This is a genomic window from Pseudomonas syringae group sp. J248-6 (assembly GCF_032586995.1).
GTDB lineage: Bacteria > Pseudomonadota > Gammaproteobacteria > Pseudomonadales > Pseudomonadaceae > Aquipseudomonas > Aquipseudomonas amygdali.
Genome location: NZ_JAWHOP010000028.1, coordinates 51,413 through 66,267, shown reverse-complemented (window position 1 = coordinate 66,267; position 14,855 = coordinate 51,413). Strand labels below are relative to the sequence as shown.

The 14,855-nt window shown below is 60.9% G+C and carries 13 protein-coding genes; 5 read left to right on the top strand and 8 right to left on the bottom strand.

Annotation, left to right across the window (positions count from 1 at the left end; translation table 11 throughout):
- The 6 genes from RYC17_RS24360 to def all read right to left on the bottom strand — a co-directional run.
- Positions 1-284: transposase (locus RYC17_RS24360; RefSeq protein WP_316904614.1), on the bottom strand; the 284-nt coding region annotated here is incomplete at its 3' end.
- Positions 285-434: 150 nt separating this feature from the next.
- Positions 435-2,789: an FdhF/YdeP family oxidoreductase gene (locus tag RYC17_RS24355; RefSeq protein ID WP_316904613.1), complete on the bottom strand. Its 2,355-nt coding sequence runs from the start codon at positions 2,787-2,789 to the stop codon at positions 435-437.
- Positions 2,790-2,941: 152 nt separating this feature from the next.
- Positions 2,942-4,315, bottom strand: a complete 1,374-nt coding sequence (gene trkA, locus RYC17_RS24350; RefSeq protein ID WP_316904612.1) for a Trk system potassium transporter TrkA — start codon at positions 4,313-4,315, stop codon at positions 2,942-2,944.
- A complete protein-coding gene (gene rsmB, locus RYC17_RS24345; protein WP_316904611.1) occupies positions 4,312-5,658 on the bottom strand; it encodes a 16S rRNA (cytosine(967)-C(5))-methyltransferase RsmB in 1,347 nt (448 codons plus the stop codon). Before rsmB ends, trkA begins: the two co-directional genes overlap by 4 nt.
- On the bottom strand, positions 5,655-6,599 hold the full coding sequence (gene fmt, locus RYC17_RS24340) for a methionyl-tRNA formyltransferase (protein WP_316904610.1): 945 nt from the start codon (positions 6,597-6,599) through the stop codon (positions 5,655-5,657). The genes rsmB and fmt overlap by 4 nt, the downstream gene beginning before the upstream one ends.
- Positions 6,600-6,659: 60 nt before the next feature.
- Entirely contained in the window at positions 6,660-7,166 is a 507-nt protein-coding gene (def, locus tag RYC17_RS24335) for a peptide deformylase (RefSeq protein ID WP_058402474.1), read from the bottom strand.
- Between the two features lie 125 nt (positions 7,167-7,291).
- Here def and RYC17_RS24330 point away from each other — a divergent pair, with 125 nt between their 5' ends.
- The 3 genes from RYC17_RS24330 (at position 7,292) to RYC17_RS24320 (ending at position 10,155) form a co-directional block, all read left to right on the top strand.
- Positions 7,292-8,317, top strand: coding sequence for a LysM peptidoglycan-binding domain-containing protein (locus tag RYC17_RS24330; protein WP_002551334.1), 1,026 nt, complete (start codon positions 7,292-7,294; stop codon positions 8,315-8,317).
- A gap of 123 nt (positions 8,318-8,440) precedes the next feature.
- The gene (gene dprA / locus RYC17_RS24325; protein ID WP_058402473.1) at positions 8,441-9,559 is read left to right on the top strand and encodes a DNA-processing protein DprA; all 1,119 of its coding nucleotides are present in this window, start codon (positions 8,441-8,443) and stop codon (positions 9,557-9,559) included.
- A gap of 38 nt (positions 9,560-9,597) precedes the next feature.
- Positions 9,598-10,155, top strand: coding sequence for an L-threonylcarbamoyladenylate synthase (locus RYC17_RS24320; RefSeq protein WP_004662860.1), 558 nt, complete (start codon positions 9,598-9,600; stop codon positions 10,153-10,155).
- A 7-nt stretch (positions 10,156-10,162) separates the two neighbouring features.
- Here RYC17_RS24320 and RYC17_RS24315 read toward each other — a convergent pair whose 3' ends face one another.
- A complete protein-coding gene (locus RYC17_RS24315) occupies positions 10,163-11,140 on the bottom strand; it encodes a quinone oxidoreductase family protein (protein WP_058407688.1) in 978 nt (325 codons plus the stop codon).
- 171 nt (positions 11,141-11,311) lie between these two features.
- Between RYC17_RS24315 and hemF the strand changes: the two genes are divergently transcribed.
- Together hemF and aroE are read left to right on the top strand one after the other, a co-directional pair.
- Positions 11,312-12,226, top strand: a complete 915-nt coding sequence (gene hemF, locus RYC17_RS24310) for an oxygen-dependent coproporphyrinogen oxidase (RefSeq protein ID WP_054985572.1) — start codon at positions 11,312-11,314, stop codon at positions 12,224-12,226.
- Positions 12,226-13,050 carry a shikimate dehydrogenase gene (aroE, locus tag RYC17_RS24305; RefSeq protein ID WP_316904609.1) on the top strand — a complete coding sequence of 275 codons (825 nt, stop codon included), beginning with the start codon at positions 12,226-12,228 and terminating at the stop codon, positions 13,048-13,050. The genes hemF and aroE overlap by 1 nt, the downstream gene beginning before the upstream one ends.
- Positions 13,051-13,146: 96 nt before the next feature.
- Here the strand turns inward: aroE and RYC17_RS24300 are convergent, their stop codons facing one another.
- The gene (locus tag RYC17_RS24300) at positions 13,147-14,715 is read right to left on the bottom strand and encodes a SulP family inorganic anion transporter (protein ID WP_058402470.1); all 1,569 of its coding nucleotides are present in this window, start codon (positions 14,713-14,715) and stop codon (positions 13,147-13,149) included.
- Between the last annotated feature and the right edge of the window lie 140 nt (positions 14,716-14,855).

The window sequence follows — 14,855 nt, the reverse complement described above, 5'->3', positions numbered from 1 at the left end:
ATGACTATTTGGCCGGGATCCCCGATACCAAAATGCGCAGCGGCCTGACGGAGCGACAGCTTGTGTTCACGCCTGTGCTCAAGCACTGAGCGCTTGAAAGCTTCGCTGTATCGAAGACCAGGCTTACGATGGCCGGTGTGACCATGACTCTTGTAGTTAGCGACCCAGCGTCGAAGCAGACTGAAATCGATCGAGAACTGGCGGGCTACCATACGAAAGCCCATGTTGCCTTCAAGATACGCTTTGACGACAGTGAGCTTGAACTGTTCTGAATACTTACCCATTTGAACACCCCCATGAGGTCGGATTGGTGTCCAACTTCTTGGGGGCAGTTCACCAGCGTGGGAATGCCTTGCGTGACGCTCCGCGTCACAGATCTGCGCCGCGCCGCGCATTCAAGATCGGACGCGAAGCGCCGCACGATGGTGTTTCCCTCAACTGGCCACCGCAATCAACCCGCGCCGTTCCAGTGCCACTTGCGTCCCCTCCGAACTCATCCGCACCAGGTTCACCGGGATGGATTTGGCCGCAGGGGTGTTGCCGTGTTTATCCCGGTTGGCCAGTGGCAGCAGCCCGTTGGTTTCCGGGTAGTAGGCTGCGCAGCAGCCTTGCGGCACGTCGTAGGGGATGACTTTAAAACCCGCTGCACGCCGCGTCGTGGTCGGGTCGAGCGCCGTCTGAAACTCAATGTAGTCCCCGGCCTTCAGCCCCAGGCGTTCGATGTCCTGTGGGTTGAGCATCACCACCATGCGGTCGCCAAGGATGTCCCGATAACGGTCATCGTTGGAATACACCGTGGTATTGAACTGGTCATGGCTGCGGATCGTCATCAACTGCAAATGCTCCGCGCCCGGCGGCGTGTCGTCTTCGTCGTAGATGCCTTCGGGAAAGAGAAAGTTGGCCTTGCCCGACTCGGTGTCCCATTTGCGCTCACTGGCGGCATTGGGCAATCGAAAACCTCCGGGTTCAAGGATGCGCTGATTGAAGTCATAAAACTGCTCGGGCAACACTTCTTCGATCTTGTCGCGAATCCTGGCGTAGTCGCCCACATAACTGTCCCAATCCACCTTGGGATTGGGCGCAAGCGTCGCTTTGGCGATACCGGCGATGATGGCGACCTCGGAAATCAGATGCTTCGACGCAGGCTCGAGCATGCCGGTCGAGCCGTGCACCATCGACATCGCGTCCTCGACCGTAATGGTCTGCGCCACACCGTTCTGCAGGTCGCGTTCCGAACGCGCCACGCATGGCAGCAGAAAGGCTTTCTGTCCATGTACCGTCGCACTGCGGTTGAGCTTGGTGTTGACCAGCACCGTCATTTTCAGGCGGCTGACGGTCGGGCAGATCACATCAGTGTCCGGAATAGCGCGGAAGAAATTGCCGCCCATGGAAATGAGTGCTTCCACCTCGCCACGCAACAGGGCTTCACAGGTCTGGGCCACGGCATGGCCTTTTTTTCTGGACGCCTCGAAACCGAACACCTTGCTCATGCTGGCCAGAAACGGTTCTCCGGCCTTTTCATAGATGCCCATCGTCCTGTCGCCCTGTACGTTGGAGTGTCCACGTACCGGGCAAGCCCCCGCACCGAGCTTGCCGATGTTGCCGCGCAACAGCAGCAGGTTGATGATCTGCTGCATCGCATCACCGCCACGCTTGTGCTGAGTGACGCCCATCCCCCAGCAGCAGATAACCCCCTTCGAGCGTTTATAGACTGCCGCTACCTCTTCGATGGCCTGACGCGTCAGACCCGAATGGCGCTCGATGATGTCCCACGGCAACTGCCGGCAATAGTCGGCGTACTGCTCAAAGCCATGGGTGTGTTCTTCAATGAACGCCACATCAAGGACGCGCGGCAGGTTTTCACGCTGCGCCACGTCATCGGCTTCGATCACGGCCTTGCAAACGCCTTGCAGGGCGATCATGTCGCCACCGATCCTGACCTGATGGTACTGCGAGCTGATTTCCACCCCATGAAGACTGAGCATGTCGCGCGGGTCCTGCGGCGCCGCAAAGCGTACCAGCGCCCTTTCCCGCAGCGGGTTGAACGAAATGATGCTGGCACCCCGTTTTGCGGCCGCGTGCAGCTCGGACATCATGCGCGGGCTGTTGGTACCGGGGTTCTGGCCGATGATGAAAATCGCGTCGGCGTTCTCGAAATCTTCCAGCGTCGTGGTGCCTTTGCCAACCCCGATCGACTCGGGCAGCGCCGCAGTGGTGGTTTCATGGCACATGTTCGAGCAGTCAGGGAAGTTGGCCATGCCGTACAGCCGACCGAACAGCTGATACAAAAATGCGGCTTCGTTTGACGTGCGCCCGGAGGTGTACAGCTCCAGCTTCCACGGATCGCTCAGGCCGCGCAGCTCTTCGCCGATCTCGGCGAACGCTTCGTCCCAGGTGACGGGCAGGTATTTGTCAGTGGCGGCGTCGTAGCGCATCGGCTCGGTGATACGGCCTTCTGCTTCCAGCTCGTGATCGCTCCAGGTCGCCAGTTCGCTGACCGTATGCCGGGCGAAAAACTCAGGCGTCACGCGTTTTTTGGTCGATTCCCAGGCCAGTGCCTTGGCACCGTTCTCGCAGTATTCAAAGGTGTGCGGCTTCTTCGGGTCCGGCCAGGAGCAACTCGGGCAGTCGAAGCCGCCAGGCTTGTTCATGGACATCAGCGTGCGGTTGCCCTTGATCAGCACATGCTGGTGCAACAGGTGCTTATTGACCGCGCTGAGCGCAGGCCAGCCACCCGCAGGTGTGCCGTCGGTTTGTGAGCCTTGAAGGGGGACTTTGGATTCAGGCATTGCTTATGTTCTCTCTGGTAACGCCCGTCAAAGGCATAGCGCGCGTATGTGTGATACGCGCGCTTAGAGAGAATTCGTCCGAGTCGACGAGCGTTGCCGACCAGACAGGTCGGCAAGAGGTTCAGTCAGGGAGCAGGCTGTTCAGGACCTGTTCAGAAAAAGCTCAACCCCACCTGAAACAGCCGCTCCACTTCACGGATGCACTTTTTATCCACAAGGAACATGATCACATGGTCACCGGATTCGATCACGGTGATGTCGTGGGCGATGAGCACCTGTTCGTCGCGGATGATCGCACCGATTGCCGTGCCGGTCGGCAGGTTGATGTCCTTGATGGCGCGACCGACCACTTTGCTGGATTTCGGGTCGCCGTGCGCGACGATCTCGATGGCTTCGGCTGCGCCGCGCCGTAACGAGTGCACGCTGACGATATCGCCCCGTCGTACATGAGCCAGCAGCGTGCCGATGGTTGCCAGTTGGGGGCTGACCGCCACATCAATCTCACCGCCCTGTACCAGATCGACATAGGCCGGGTTGTTGATCAGGGTCATCACCTTGCGTGCGCCCAGGCGTTTGGCCAGCAGCGACGACATGATGTTGGCTTCATCGTCGTTGGTCAGCGCCAGAAACAGGTCGGTATTGTTGATGTTTTCTTCCATCAGCAAATCGCGATCCGATGAGCTGCCCTGTAGCACCACCGTACTGTCCAGATGCTCCGACAGATAGCGGCAGCGCGCCGGGTTTACTTCGATGATCTTTACCTGATAGCGGCTTTCAATGGCTTCAGCCAGACGCTCACCGATGTTGCCACCGCCTGCGATGACGATACGCTTGTAGTTCTCGTCCAGACGCCTCAGTTCACCCATCACCGCACGAATGTCGGCCTTGGCGGCGATGAAGAACACCTCGTCGTCGGCTTCGATGACCGTATCGCCGTGGGGCAGGATCGCCCGGTCGCGCCGATAGATCGCCGCGATACGGGGGTCGACATTGGGCATGTGCGCACGTAACTGGCGCAGCTGCTGACCCACCAAGGCACCGCCGTAATAGGCTTTGACCGCGACCAGTTGTGCCTTGCCTTCGGCGAAATCGATGACCTGTAGCGCGCCGGGGTACTCGATCAGGCGCTTGATGTAATTGGTGACCACCTGTTCCGGGCTGATCAACACGTCGACCGGAATCGCGTTTTTATCGAACAGGCCCGCGCGTGTCAGGTACGCCGCTTCGCGGATGCGCGCGATCTTGGTCGGCGTGTGGAACAGCGTGTGGGCCACCTGGCAGGCGATCATATTGGCTTCGTCGCTGCTGGTCACCGCGACCAGCATGTCGGCGTCGTCCGCGCCCGCCTGGCGCAGAACTGCGGGATAGGAGCCCTTGCCCTGCACGGTACGGATATCCAGGCGGTCGCCCAGATCGCGTAACCGGTCGCCATCGGTGTCGACCACGGTAATGTCGTTGGCTTCGCCCGCCAGATGCTCGGCCAGCGTACCGCCTACCTGACCTGCACCCAGAATGATGATTTTCACCTGCTTACTCCCGCGCCGCCTCGACCTTGATCCGCGATCTTGATCAGTTTGGCGTAGTAGAAACCGTCGTGGCCGCCTTGCTGGGCAAGCAGCTGGCGACCATGGGCTTGCTTGATACCTGCGGGTGGCTGTCCGGCCTGACCGGCGATATCCAGTTCTCTGGCCCCGGAGGTGCGGGCCAGAAACGCCTCGATGACGTCGGTATTTTCAGTCGGTAGTGTCGAACAGGTCGCGTAAACCAGCATGCCGCCTACTTGCAGCGTAGGCCACAACGCGTCGAGCAGTTCGCCCTGCAGGCTGGCGAGCGCGGCGATGTCATCCAGTTGACGGGTCAGCTTGATGTCCGGGTGGCGACGGATTACACCTGTCGCCGAGCACGGGGCGTCGAGCAGGATGCGCTGGAACGGCTTGCCGTCCCACCACTGCGCTGTCTCGCGGGCGTCGGCAGCGATCAGCTCGGCGTCCAGACCCAGACGATCAAGGTTTTCACGCACGCGCACCAGGCGCTTGGCTTCGAGGTCCACCGCCACTACGCCGCTCAATTGCGGCTGCACTTCCAGCAAATGGCAGGTCTTGCCACCTGGCGCGCAACAGGCGTCGAGTACGCGTTGCCCGGGCGCGAGCTCCAGCAGGTCAGCGGCCAGTTGCGCGGCTTCGTCCTGAACGCTGATCCAGCCTTCGGCAAAGCCCGGCAGCGAGCGCACGTCGCAGGGCTCGGCCAGTACGATGCCGTCCTGACTGAAGGTGCACGCGCTGGCTTGCAGCCCGGCAGTATTCAGCAGCTCAAGGTACTGGTCGCGGCTGTTATGCCGACGGTTGACCCGCAAAATCATCGGCGGATGCGCATTGTTGGCCGCGCAGATGGCTTCCCACTGTTCCGGCCAGGCGGCTTTCAGGGCTTTTTGCAGCCAGCGCGGGTGGGCGGTGCGCACCACCGGGTCGTGTTCCAGCTCGATCAGCAGCGCCTCGCCATCACGTTGCGCGTTGCGCAGCACGGCGTTGAGCAAGCCTTTGGCCCACGGTTTTTTCAGCTTGTCAGCGCAGCCAACGGTTTCACCAATGGCCGCATGCGCAGGAATTCGGCTGTAAAACAGCTGGTAAAGCCCCACCAGCAGCAACGCTTCGACGTCGGCATCAGCGGCCTTGAAGGGTTTTTGCAACAGTTTGGCTGCCAGTGCCGACAGGCGTGGCTGCCAGCGTGCGGTGCCGAACGCCAGATCCTGAGTCAGACCGCGATCACGCACCTCGACCTTGTCCAGTTGAGCAGGCAACGAACTGTTCAGCGACGCCTTGCCACTGAGCACAGCAGCCAGTGCCTTGGCGGCGGCCAGACGCGGGTTCATTGGCCCAGCACCGTGCCGATGGCGAATTTCTCGCGACGGCTGTTGAACAGATCAGCAAAATTCAGCGGCTTGCCACCCGGCAGTTGCAGACGGGTCAGGCGCAGGGCGTTCTGGCCGCAGGCGACGATCAGGCCGTCCTTGCTGGCGCTGAGGACAGTTCCCGGTACGCCCTGCCCTTCGGCCAGATCGGCTGCCAGCACTTTCAGGGTTTCTTCGCTCAGCGTGCTGTGGCAGATCGGCCACGGGTTGAAGGCGCGGATCAGACGCTCCAGCTCATCGGCCGGACGTGTCCAGTCGAGACGCGCCTCATCCTTGTTCAATTTGTGAGCGTAATTGGCCAGGCTGTCGTCCTGAACCTCGCCGACCAGCGAACCATCCGCCAGCCCCGCAATGGCCTGCAACACCGCTGGTGGGCCGAGTTCGGCCAGACGGTCATGCAGCGTGCCACCGGTGTCCTGTGCGGTGATCGGGGTTACGGCCTTGAGCAGCATCGGCCCGGTGTCCAGACCTGCTTCCATTTGCATCACGGTCACACCGCTCTCGGCATCACCGGCCTGCACCGCGCGCTGAATCGGCGCAGCACCACGCCAGCGTGGCAGCAGCGACGCATGGCTGTTGATGCAGCCCAGACGCGGGATATCCAGAACCACCTGCGGCAGAATCAAGCCGTAGGCGACTACCACCATCACATCAGGCTTGAGCGCAGCCAGTTCTGCCTGCGCCTCAGGGGCGCGCAGCGTGGGCGGCTGCATGACCGGGATATCATGCTGCAGTGCCAGTTGCTTGACCGGGCTGGGCATCAGCTTTTGTCCACGACCGGCCGGGCGATCAGGCTGGGTGTACACGGCGACGATCTGGTAAGGGCTGTCGAGCAGGGCCTTGAGGTGTTCGGCGGCAAATTCCGGGGTGCCGGCGAAGACGATGCGCAGTGGCTCAGTCATGGGCTTCTCGTTCTAAAAAAACAAAAAGGCCTTGTGCAGGCCTTTTGGAGGGACGAAGGATCAAGCGTTCAGCTTGTGCTGTTTCTCGAGTTTTTTCTTGATCCGGTCGCGCTTGAGGTTAGAGAGGTAATCAACGAACAGCTTGCCGTTCAGGTGATCGCACTCATGCTGGATGCAGATGGCGAGCAGGCCTTCGGCAACCATTTCGTAAGGCTTGCCGTCACGGTCCAGCGCTTTGACGCGGACCTTTTGCGGACGGTCGACGTTCTCGTAGAAACCGGGTACCGACAGGCAGCCTTCCTGATACTGATCCATTTCATCGGTCAGTTTTTCGATTTCAGGGTTGATGAAGACCATCGGTTCGCTGCGGTCTTCGCTCAGGTCCATGACAACCACACGCTTGTGGACATTGACCTGCGTGGCTGCCAGCCCGATGCCGGGCGCTTCGTACATGGTTTCAAACATGTCGTCGACCAACTGGCGAATGCCTTCGTCTACCATCGCCACAGGTTTGGCGATGGTGCGCAGGCGCGAATCGGGAAATTCGAGGATGTTTAGAATGGCCATATACGTAAGAGCTGCACTGTTAAGGTAAAGTCAATGTTGGGTGCCGGGCCCGGGAGTTCAAGGCAGGCAGCCCAGGACAGGACTCTAGGGTTCGCGTGAGGCAACATGATAAAGGGATTCACCGCATGAGGAAATCACTACTCGCCCTGCTGCTGTTGACCGCCAGCGGTCTTGCTCAGGCGCAAGTGCAACTCAGGGAAGGCTATCCGCAGAGCTACACCGTTGTCGCCGGGGACACACTCTGGGACATTTCCGGCAAGTTTTTGCGTGAACCGTGGAAATGGCGCGAGATATGGCGGGCCAATCCGCAAGTCCATGATCCCGACCTGATCTACCCCGGTGACACTCTCGCGTTGACCTGGGTCGATGGTCAGCCGCGCGTGACGCTCAACCGCGGCGAGTCGCGCGGGACCATCAAATTGTCACCGCGTGTGCGCAGTACGCCGATGGTCGAGGCCATTCCGAGCATTCCGCTGGGGGCGATCAACGCATTCCTGATCAGCAATCGCATCGTCGACAATGCCGAGCAGTTCGAAAAGGCCCCCTACATCGTCGCGGGCAATGCCGAGCGCGTGCTCAGCGGTAGCGGTGACCGGGCCTATGCACGGGGCACGCTGGACCCGGCGCACACCGTCTACGGCATTTTCCGACAGGGCAAGACCTACACCGACCCACAGACCAAGGAAGTGCTGGGGATCAACGCGGATGACATCGGCAGCGCTGAGGTGGTTGCCTCCGAGGGCGACGTCTCGACTCTGGTTCTGCAGCGCTCTACGCAGGAAGTGCGCCTGGGCGACCGATTGTTCAGCAGCGAAGAGCGAGCGATCAACTCGACTTTCCTGCCCAGCGCCCCGCAAACGCCGATAGAAGGTTTGATTCTGGATGTGCCACGCGGGGTGACCCAGGTCAGCGTGCTGGATGTGGTCACCCTCAACAAAGGCAAACGTGACGGGCTGGCCGAGGGCAACGTGCTGGCGATCTACAAAACCAGCGAGACAGTGCGCGACCGGATCACCGGTGAACAGGTAAAAATCCCTGACGAACGGTCTGGCCTGCTCATGGTTTTCCGTACGTACGACAAGCTTAGTTACGCCTTGGTCCTGCAAGCCAACCGATCTTTGGCCATCATGGACAAGGTTCGAAATCCCTAAAGGTATGTTTCAGTTCTGCGACGGATTTGTGTGACGAGCCAGACACTTATCAAATTGTTGTCAACAGAGTTATCCACAGGTTTGTGCATCATCTGAGATGCACAATGGATCAGGGACGATCTTATGCCACTGTTCGAAAATGCCCTCTCTTCGCCAGCAGAGCTGGAAGCCCGTCTGCGCATGCATCGCTTGCCCGAGATAGGACCGAAACGCTTTTCCAGGCTGATCGAAGCCTTCGGTTCTGCGTCGTCTGCGCTGAGCGCACCGGCCAGTGCGTGGCGTGCGCTGGGTATTCCAGGTGCCTGCGCCGAGGCGCGTCGAGCCCCTTCCGTCAGGGACGGTGCCAGTGCTGCATTGGCCTGGCTGGAGCGTCCGGCCCAGCATTTGCTGATGTGGGACGACCCTTGCTACCCCGCGCTGCTGGCCGAGATCGCCGACCCACCGCCGCTGATCTTCATTGCCGGCGACCCTTCTATCCTTGAGCGTCCGCAGTTGGGCATGGTCGGCAGTCGTCGCGCTTCCAGACCCGGGCTGGACACTGCCAGAGCTTTTGCGCGCAGCCTGGCGGGTGCCGGTTTTGTGATCACCAGCGGTCTGGCGCGCGGCATTGACGGGGCCGCGCATCAGGGCGCACTGGATGTCGGTGGGCATACAATTGGCGTACTGGGCACCGGGCTTGAAAAACTTTATCCACAGCAGCATCGTGCGCTCGCAGCGCAGATGGCGGCGCAAGGTGGCGCGGTGATTTCCGAGTTCCCGCTGGACGCTGAACCACAGCCCAGCAACTTCCCTCGGCGCAACCGAATCATCAGCGGCCTGTCGCTCGGCGTGCTGGTGGTCGAGGCCAGTGTTGCCAGCGGCTCGTTGATTACCGCGCGACTGGCCGCCGAGCATGGGCGAGAGGTGTATGCGATACCGGGTTCGATTCACCACCCGGGTGCCAAGGGCTGCCACCAGTTGATACGCGACGGCGCAACGCTGGTCGAGACCGTTGAGCACATTCTTGAAGGCTTGCAGCACTGGAAGAGCGTTGCGCCCGCTGCAGCGCCCGAGACACCTGCCAAACCGGTGCCTTGCGACCATCCACTTCTGGCGCTGTTGCACGCTGCGCCGCATACCAGCGAGGGGTTATCGGTCTCCAGCGGCTGGCCGTTGCCCAAGGTACTGGCGGGCCTGACCGAGCTGGAACTGGACGGCAGAATAAGCTGTGAAGCGGGACGATGGTTCGCCAGAGCGCCCTGAGGTTAAACTGCCGTCAGGATTTAGCGGAGAGACAAACAATGGTCAGCAGTTGGCGTGTGCAACAAGCCGCTCAGGATATTCGAGCCGGTGCGGTGATTGCTTACCCGACCGAGGCAGTCTGGGGCCTGGGGTGTGATCCATGGGATGAAGAAGCGGTTTATCGTTTGCTGGCGATCAAGTCACGGCCAGTGGAAAAAGGCCTGATACTGATCGCCGACAACATTCGTCAGTTCGACTTTCTGTTCGAAGACTTCCCCCAATTGTGGCTCGACCGCATGGCCAGCACCTGGCCAGGGCCCAATACCTGGCTGGTGCCGCATCAGAACCTGCTGCCCGAGTGGATCACCGGCATTCATGAAACCGTGGCGCTGCGCGTCACCGACCACCCTACGGTGCGCGAACTGTGCGCGTTGGTCGGCCCGTTGATTTCCACATCGGCCAACCCGGCAGGTCGTCCGGCTGCCCGTTCGCGGCTGCGCGTCGAGCAGTACTTCCGGGGTCAGATCGACGGTGTGCTGGGCGGCAGCCTAGGCGGCCGCCGAAACCCCAGCGTGATCCGTGATATCGCGACCGGCCAGGTCATGCGCGCTGGCTGACGCTGGCTCAGGGAATCAGAATGGTCGAGCCAGTGGTGCGCCGAGCGGACAGCTCGGTTTGCGCCTTGGCGGCGTCCTTCAACGCGTACTGCTGAATGTTGTCGACCTTGAGTTTGCCGCTGGCGAGCATGTCGAACAGCTCGTCAGCCATGGCCTGCAGGTTCTGCGCATTGTTCGCGTAGGTGCCCAGTGTCGGGCGGGTGACATATACCGAGCCCTTTTGCGCCAGAATCCCCAGATTCACGCCTGAGACCGGCCCTGACGCATTGCCGAAGCTCACCACCAGCCCGCGTGGTGCCACGCTGTCGAGCGAGGTCAGCCAGGTGTCCTGTCCCACGCCATCGTAGACCACCGGGCACTTCTTGCCGTCGGTGAGTTCCAGCACACGTTTGGCGACGTCTTCGTGGCTGTAGTCGATGGTTTCCCAGGCACCCAGCGCCTTGGCGTGAGCGGCCTTCTCCGGTGAACTGACCGTGCCGATCAGTTTCGCGCCCAATGCCTTGGCCCACTGACAGGCCAACGAGCCGACACCACCCGCCGCCGCATGAAACAGAATGATCTCGCCCGGCTTCACCTGATAGGTCTGGCGCAGCAGGTATTGCACGGTCAGGCCCTTGAGCATCAACGCAGCGGCCTGCTCGAAACTGACCGAGTCCGCCAGCTTCACCAGATTCGCCTCAGGCAGCACATGCAACTCGCTGTACGCGCCCAAAGGCCCGGTGCCGTAGGCAACACGATCACCGACCTTGAAGCGCGTCACCTCATCGCCCACCGCCTCGACCACACCCGCCCCTTCAGCACCGAGCCCTGAAGGCAACTCGGGCGCTGGATACAGCCCGCTACGGTAATAGGTATCAATGAAATTCAGGCCAATGGCCTTGTTGCGCACAACCACCGCCTGCGGCCCTGGAGCCTCTGGCTCGAAATCGACATATTCAAGAACCTCGGGTCCTCCGACAGTGCTGAACTGGATACGCTTTGCCATGTGCTCTCTCCTTGATGGTTAAAACAAGTTCCGAAAGCACCTATCGGACTCCTTCCCCCGGTCTTCGTCAACTGCCAGCCCGCGCTGCCGATGGTATGCTACGCGCCAATTTGCCTGCGCCTCTTTTGCTGCGGGGGCTCAGCCGTTTGACGTCAGCCGTAAGGGATCCTCATGAGTACCCGTACCGAGGCCGTAAAAGCCTACCTGCTCGACCTGCAAGACCGGATCTGCACCGCGCTCGAGCAGGAAGATGGCAACGCACACTTTGTGGAAGATGCCTGGACGCGTCCGGCGGGCGGCGGTGGTCGCACGCGGGTGATCGAGAATGGCGCGGTCATCGAGAAAGGTGGTGTCAACTTTTCTCACGTGTTCGGCAGCAACCTGCCTCCGTCGGCCAGTGCCCACCGGCCTGAGCTGGCCGGGCGTGGTTTCGAGGCGCTGGGCGTGTCGCTGGTGATTCACCCGCACAACCCGCATGTGCCGACGTCTCACGCCAACGTGCGGTTCTTCATTGCCGAGAAAGAAGGCGAGGAGCCAGTCTGGTGGTTTGGTGGCGGTTTCGACCTGACGCCCTACTATGGCGTCGAGGAAGACTGCGTGCACTGGCACCGGGTGGCCGAACGTGCCTGTGCGCCCTTCGGCGATGATGTCTACCCGCGCTACAAGGCGTGGTGCGACAGTTACTTCCACCTCAAGCATCGTGATGAACCGCGCGGTATCGGCGGTCTGTTTTTCGATGACGTGAACCAGTGGGATTTTGACACCAGCTTCGCCTTCATCCGCGCCATCGGTGATGCGTTCATTAATGCGTATCTGCCGATCGTGCGGCGTCGCAAGGCTGCGGCCTATACCGTGCAGCAGCGCGAATTTCAGGAATTCCGTCGGGGGCGCTACGTCGAGTTCAACCTGGTGTACGACCGCGGCACGCTGTTCGGTCTGCAATCGGGTGGCCGTACCGAATCGATCCTTATGTCGCTGCCGCCGCAAGTACGCTGGGGCTACGACTGGAAAGCCGCGCCGGGCAGCGAAGAAGCGCGCCTGACCGATTACTTCCTGACTGATCGCGACTGGCTGGCGGACAACTGATGGACCGGTATGTCGTCTTTGGTAACCCCATCGGTCACAGCAAGTCGCCGCTGATTCATCGCCTGTTCGCCGAGCAAACCGGGCAGGCGCTGGATTACCAGACGTCGCTGGCACCGCTGGATGATTTCACCGCGTTTGCCCAGGCGTTTTTCCAGACCGGACGTGGTGCCAACGTGACGGTGCCGTTCAAGGAAGAAGCCTATCGCCTGGCCGATAGCCTGACCGAACGCGGGCAGCGTGCGGGAGCGGTGAACACCTTGAGCAAGCTCGATGACGGTACGCTGCTGGGTGACAACACCGACGGTGCCGGGCTGGTGCGCGACCTGACAGTCAACTGCGGGCGCAGCCTGCGTGGTCAGCGGGTTCTGTTGCTAGGCGCGGGTGGTGCGGTTCGTGGCGCGCTTGAACCCTTGCTGGCGGAGCAACCCGCAGTGCTGGTGATTGCCAATCGCACCGTTGAAAAAGCCGAACGACTGGCGCAGGAATTTGCGGATCTTGGCCCTGTGTTTGCCAGCAGCTTCGACTGGCTTGAAGAACCGGTGGACGTGATCATCAATGCCACCTCTGCCAGTCTGGCTGGAGAGCTGCCGCCGATGTCCCCGAGCCTTATCCAGCCCGATGCGACCTTCTGCTACGACATGATGTACAGCAAAGAGCCTACTGCTTTTTGCCGCTGGGCTACTGAGCATGGTGCGGCACAGTCGGTTGATGGCTTGGGCATGCTGGTGGAGCAGGCAGCAGAAGCCTTCCTGCTATGGCGCGGCGTGCGCCCGGACTCGGCTCCGGTACTGGCCGAGTTGCGCAGGCTGCTGGCGGCTGGTTGACTGAGAGACTATCGTGCCAATGCTCCGCGTTGGCATGCCGTTCTGGACGCTCCGCGTCCTCTTGCGACGCAGAGCATCGGGACGATGAGTTATGGCTCAATCCTCAAACAGAATCGGGCAGTTCTGCGGCCCTTCCAGCTTGTGCAATTCCTCGATCACTTGCGGCCTGGCATTGCGCAGGATCAGTAATCGCCCCTGACGGCCCAGACGCCTGGCTTCCTGATGAAGCATTTCCACGCCTGAGTAATCGATGAAGTTGATCTGCTGCGCGTCGATCACCACACGCAGCCCTTCAGTGCGTTGCAGGCGGGTTTGCAGGTAGTGGCTGGCACCGAAAAAGATCGAGCCGCCGACCCGAAGCACGTCCTCGTCGCCTTCGCGCCATTGCTGCACGCGCGGTTGTGAGGTGCGTTTGAGGTAGAAGAACAGCGAGGCCAGCACACCGGCATAAATCGCGGTTTGCAGCTCCAGCAGCAGAGTGGCCAGACAGGTCAGCGCCATCACGAAAAACTCGGCGCGGCTGACACGGAACAGCGCACGAATGCCACGGCGATCCACTAGCCCCCAACAGATCAGCAGAATTGAGGCGGCCATGGCCGGGATCGGAATGTGCGAGATCAACGAGGCTCCGGCGACTGCGAACAACGCCACCCATAGCGCGGAAAATACCCCGGCCAACGGCGAGCGCGCACCTGCCTCGTAACTCAGCGCCGCACGGGTGAACGAGCCCGCTGACAGATAGCCGGAAAACAGCGAGCCGACCATATTCGATAGACCTTGTGCACGGACTTCCTGATTGGCGTTAAGCATCTGCTGCGAACGTGCCGACAGCGAGCGGGCAATCGACAGGCTGTTGACCAGCCCGAGCATGCCCACCGCCACTGCCGTCGGCAGCAGTTTGAGGATCAGTTCGAGATCCAGCGGCAACGGGCTGAAGGGCGGCAGATGGCCGACGAAGGCGCTGACCACACGGACATGGCCGAACATCGCCGGCCACAGCCACACCAACAGGCTGCTCGATACCAATGCAATCAATAAGGTTGGCCAGCGAGGCACCAGGAGTTTGAGCCCGATGCCCAGCGCCAGGGTCAACAGGCCCAGTGTCAGTGAAGGTAGATCGACCTCTCCACGATGCTCTAAAACGGCGGTCAGGCTTCTAAGGGCGGTAGTCTGACTCGGCAGATCAATGCCCAGCAGATTGGGCATCTGCCCGAGTGCAATGACTATTGCAGCGCCCAGTGTGAAACCGAGCACCACCGAGTGCGAAACAAAATTCACCAGCGCGCCGAAGCGCATCATTCCCAGCAATAGCTGGAATACACCGGCGATGAACGTCAGCAACAGGATCAACATGATGTAGTCCTGACTGGCCGGCACGGCGAGCGGACTGACACTGGCATACAGCACGATGGAAATAGCCGCAGTCGGCCCACAGATGAGGTGCCAGGACGAGCCCCACAGGCAGGCGATCAGAACAGGAACAATCGCGGCGTACAGACCGTACTCCGGAGGCAGCCCGGCGATCAGTGCGTAAGCGATGGACTGCGGCAGGGCCAGAATGGCACCGCTCAGGCCCACCAGCGCATCACGCCCGACACTGGCGCGGCTCTGCTGCGGCAGCCAGGCTAGAAACGGTAGAATTTTATGGCGATTTAGCCAGCGCATCGGTCCCTCGAGTGAATTGAACGTAGAGGACGCAGAGCGTCCAGAACGGCATACCCACGCGGAGCATGGGCACGATAGTCGGACACCTATCGTTCCTCACTCCAGCGTGGGAACGCCTTGGGTGACGCTCCGCGTCACAG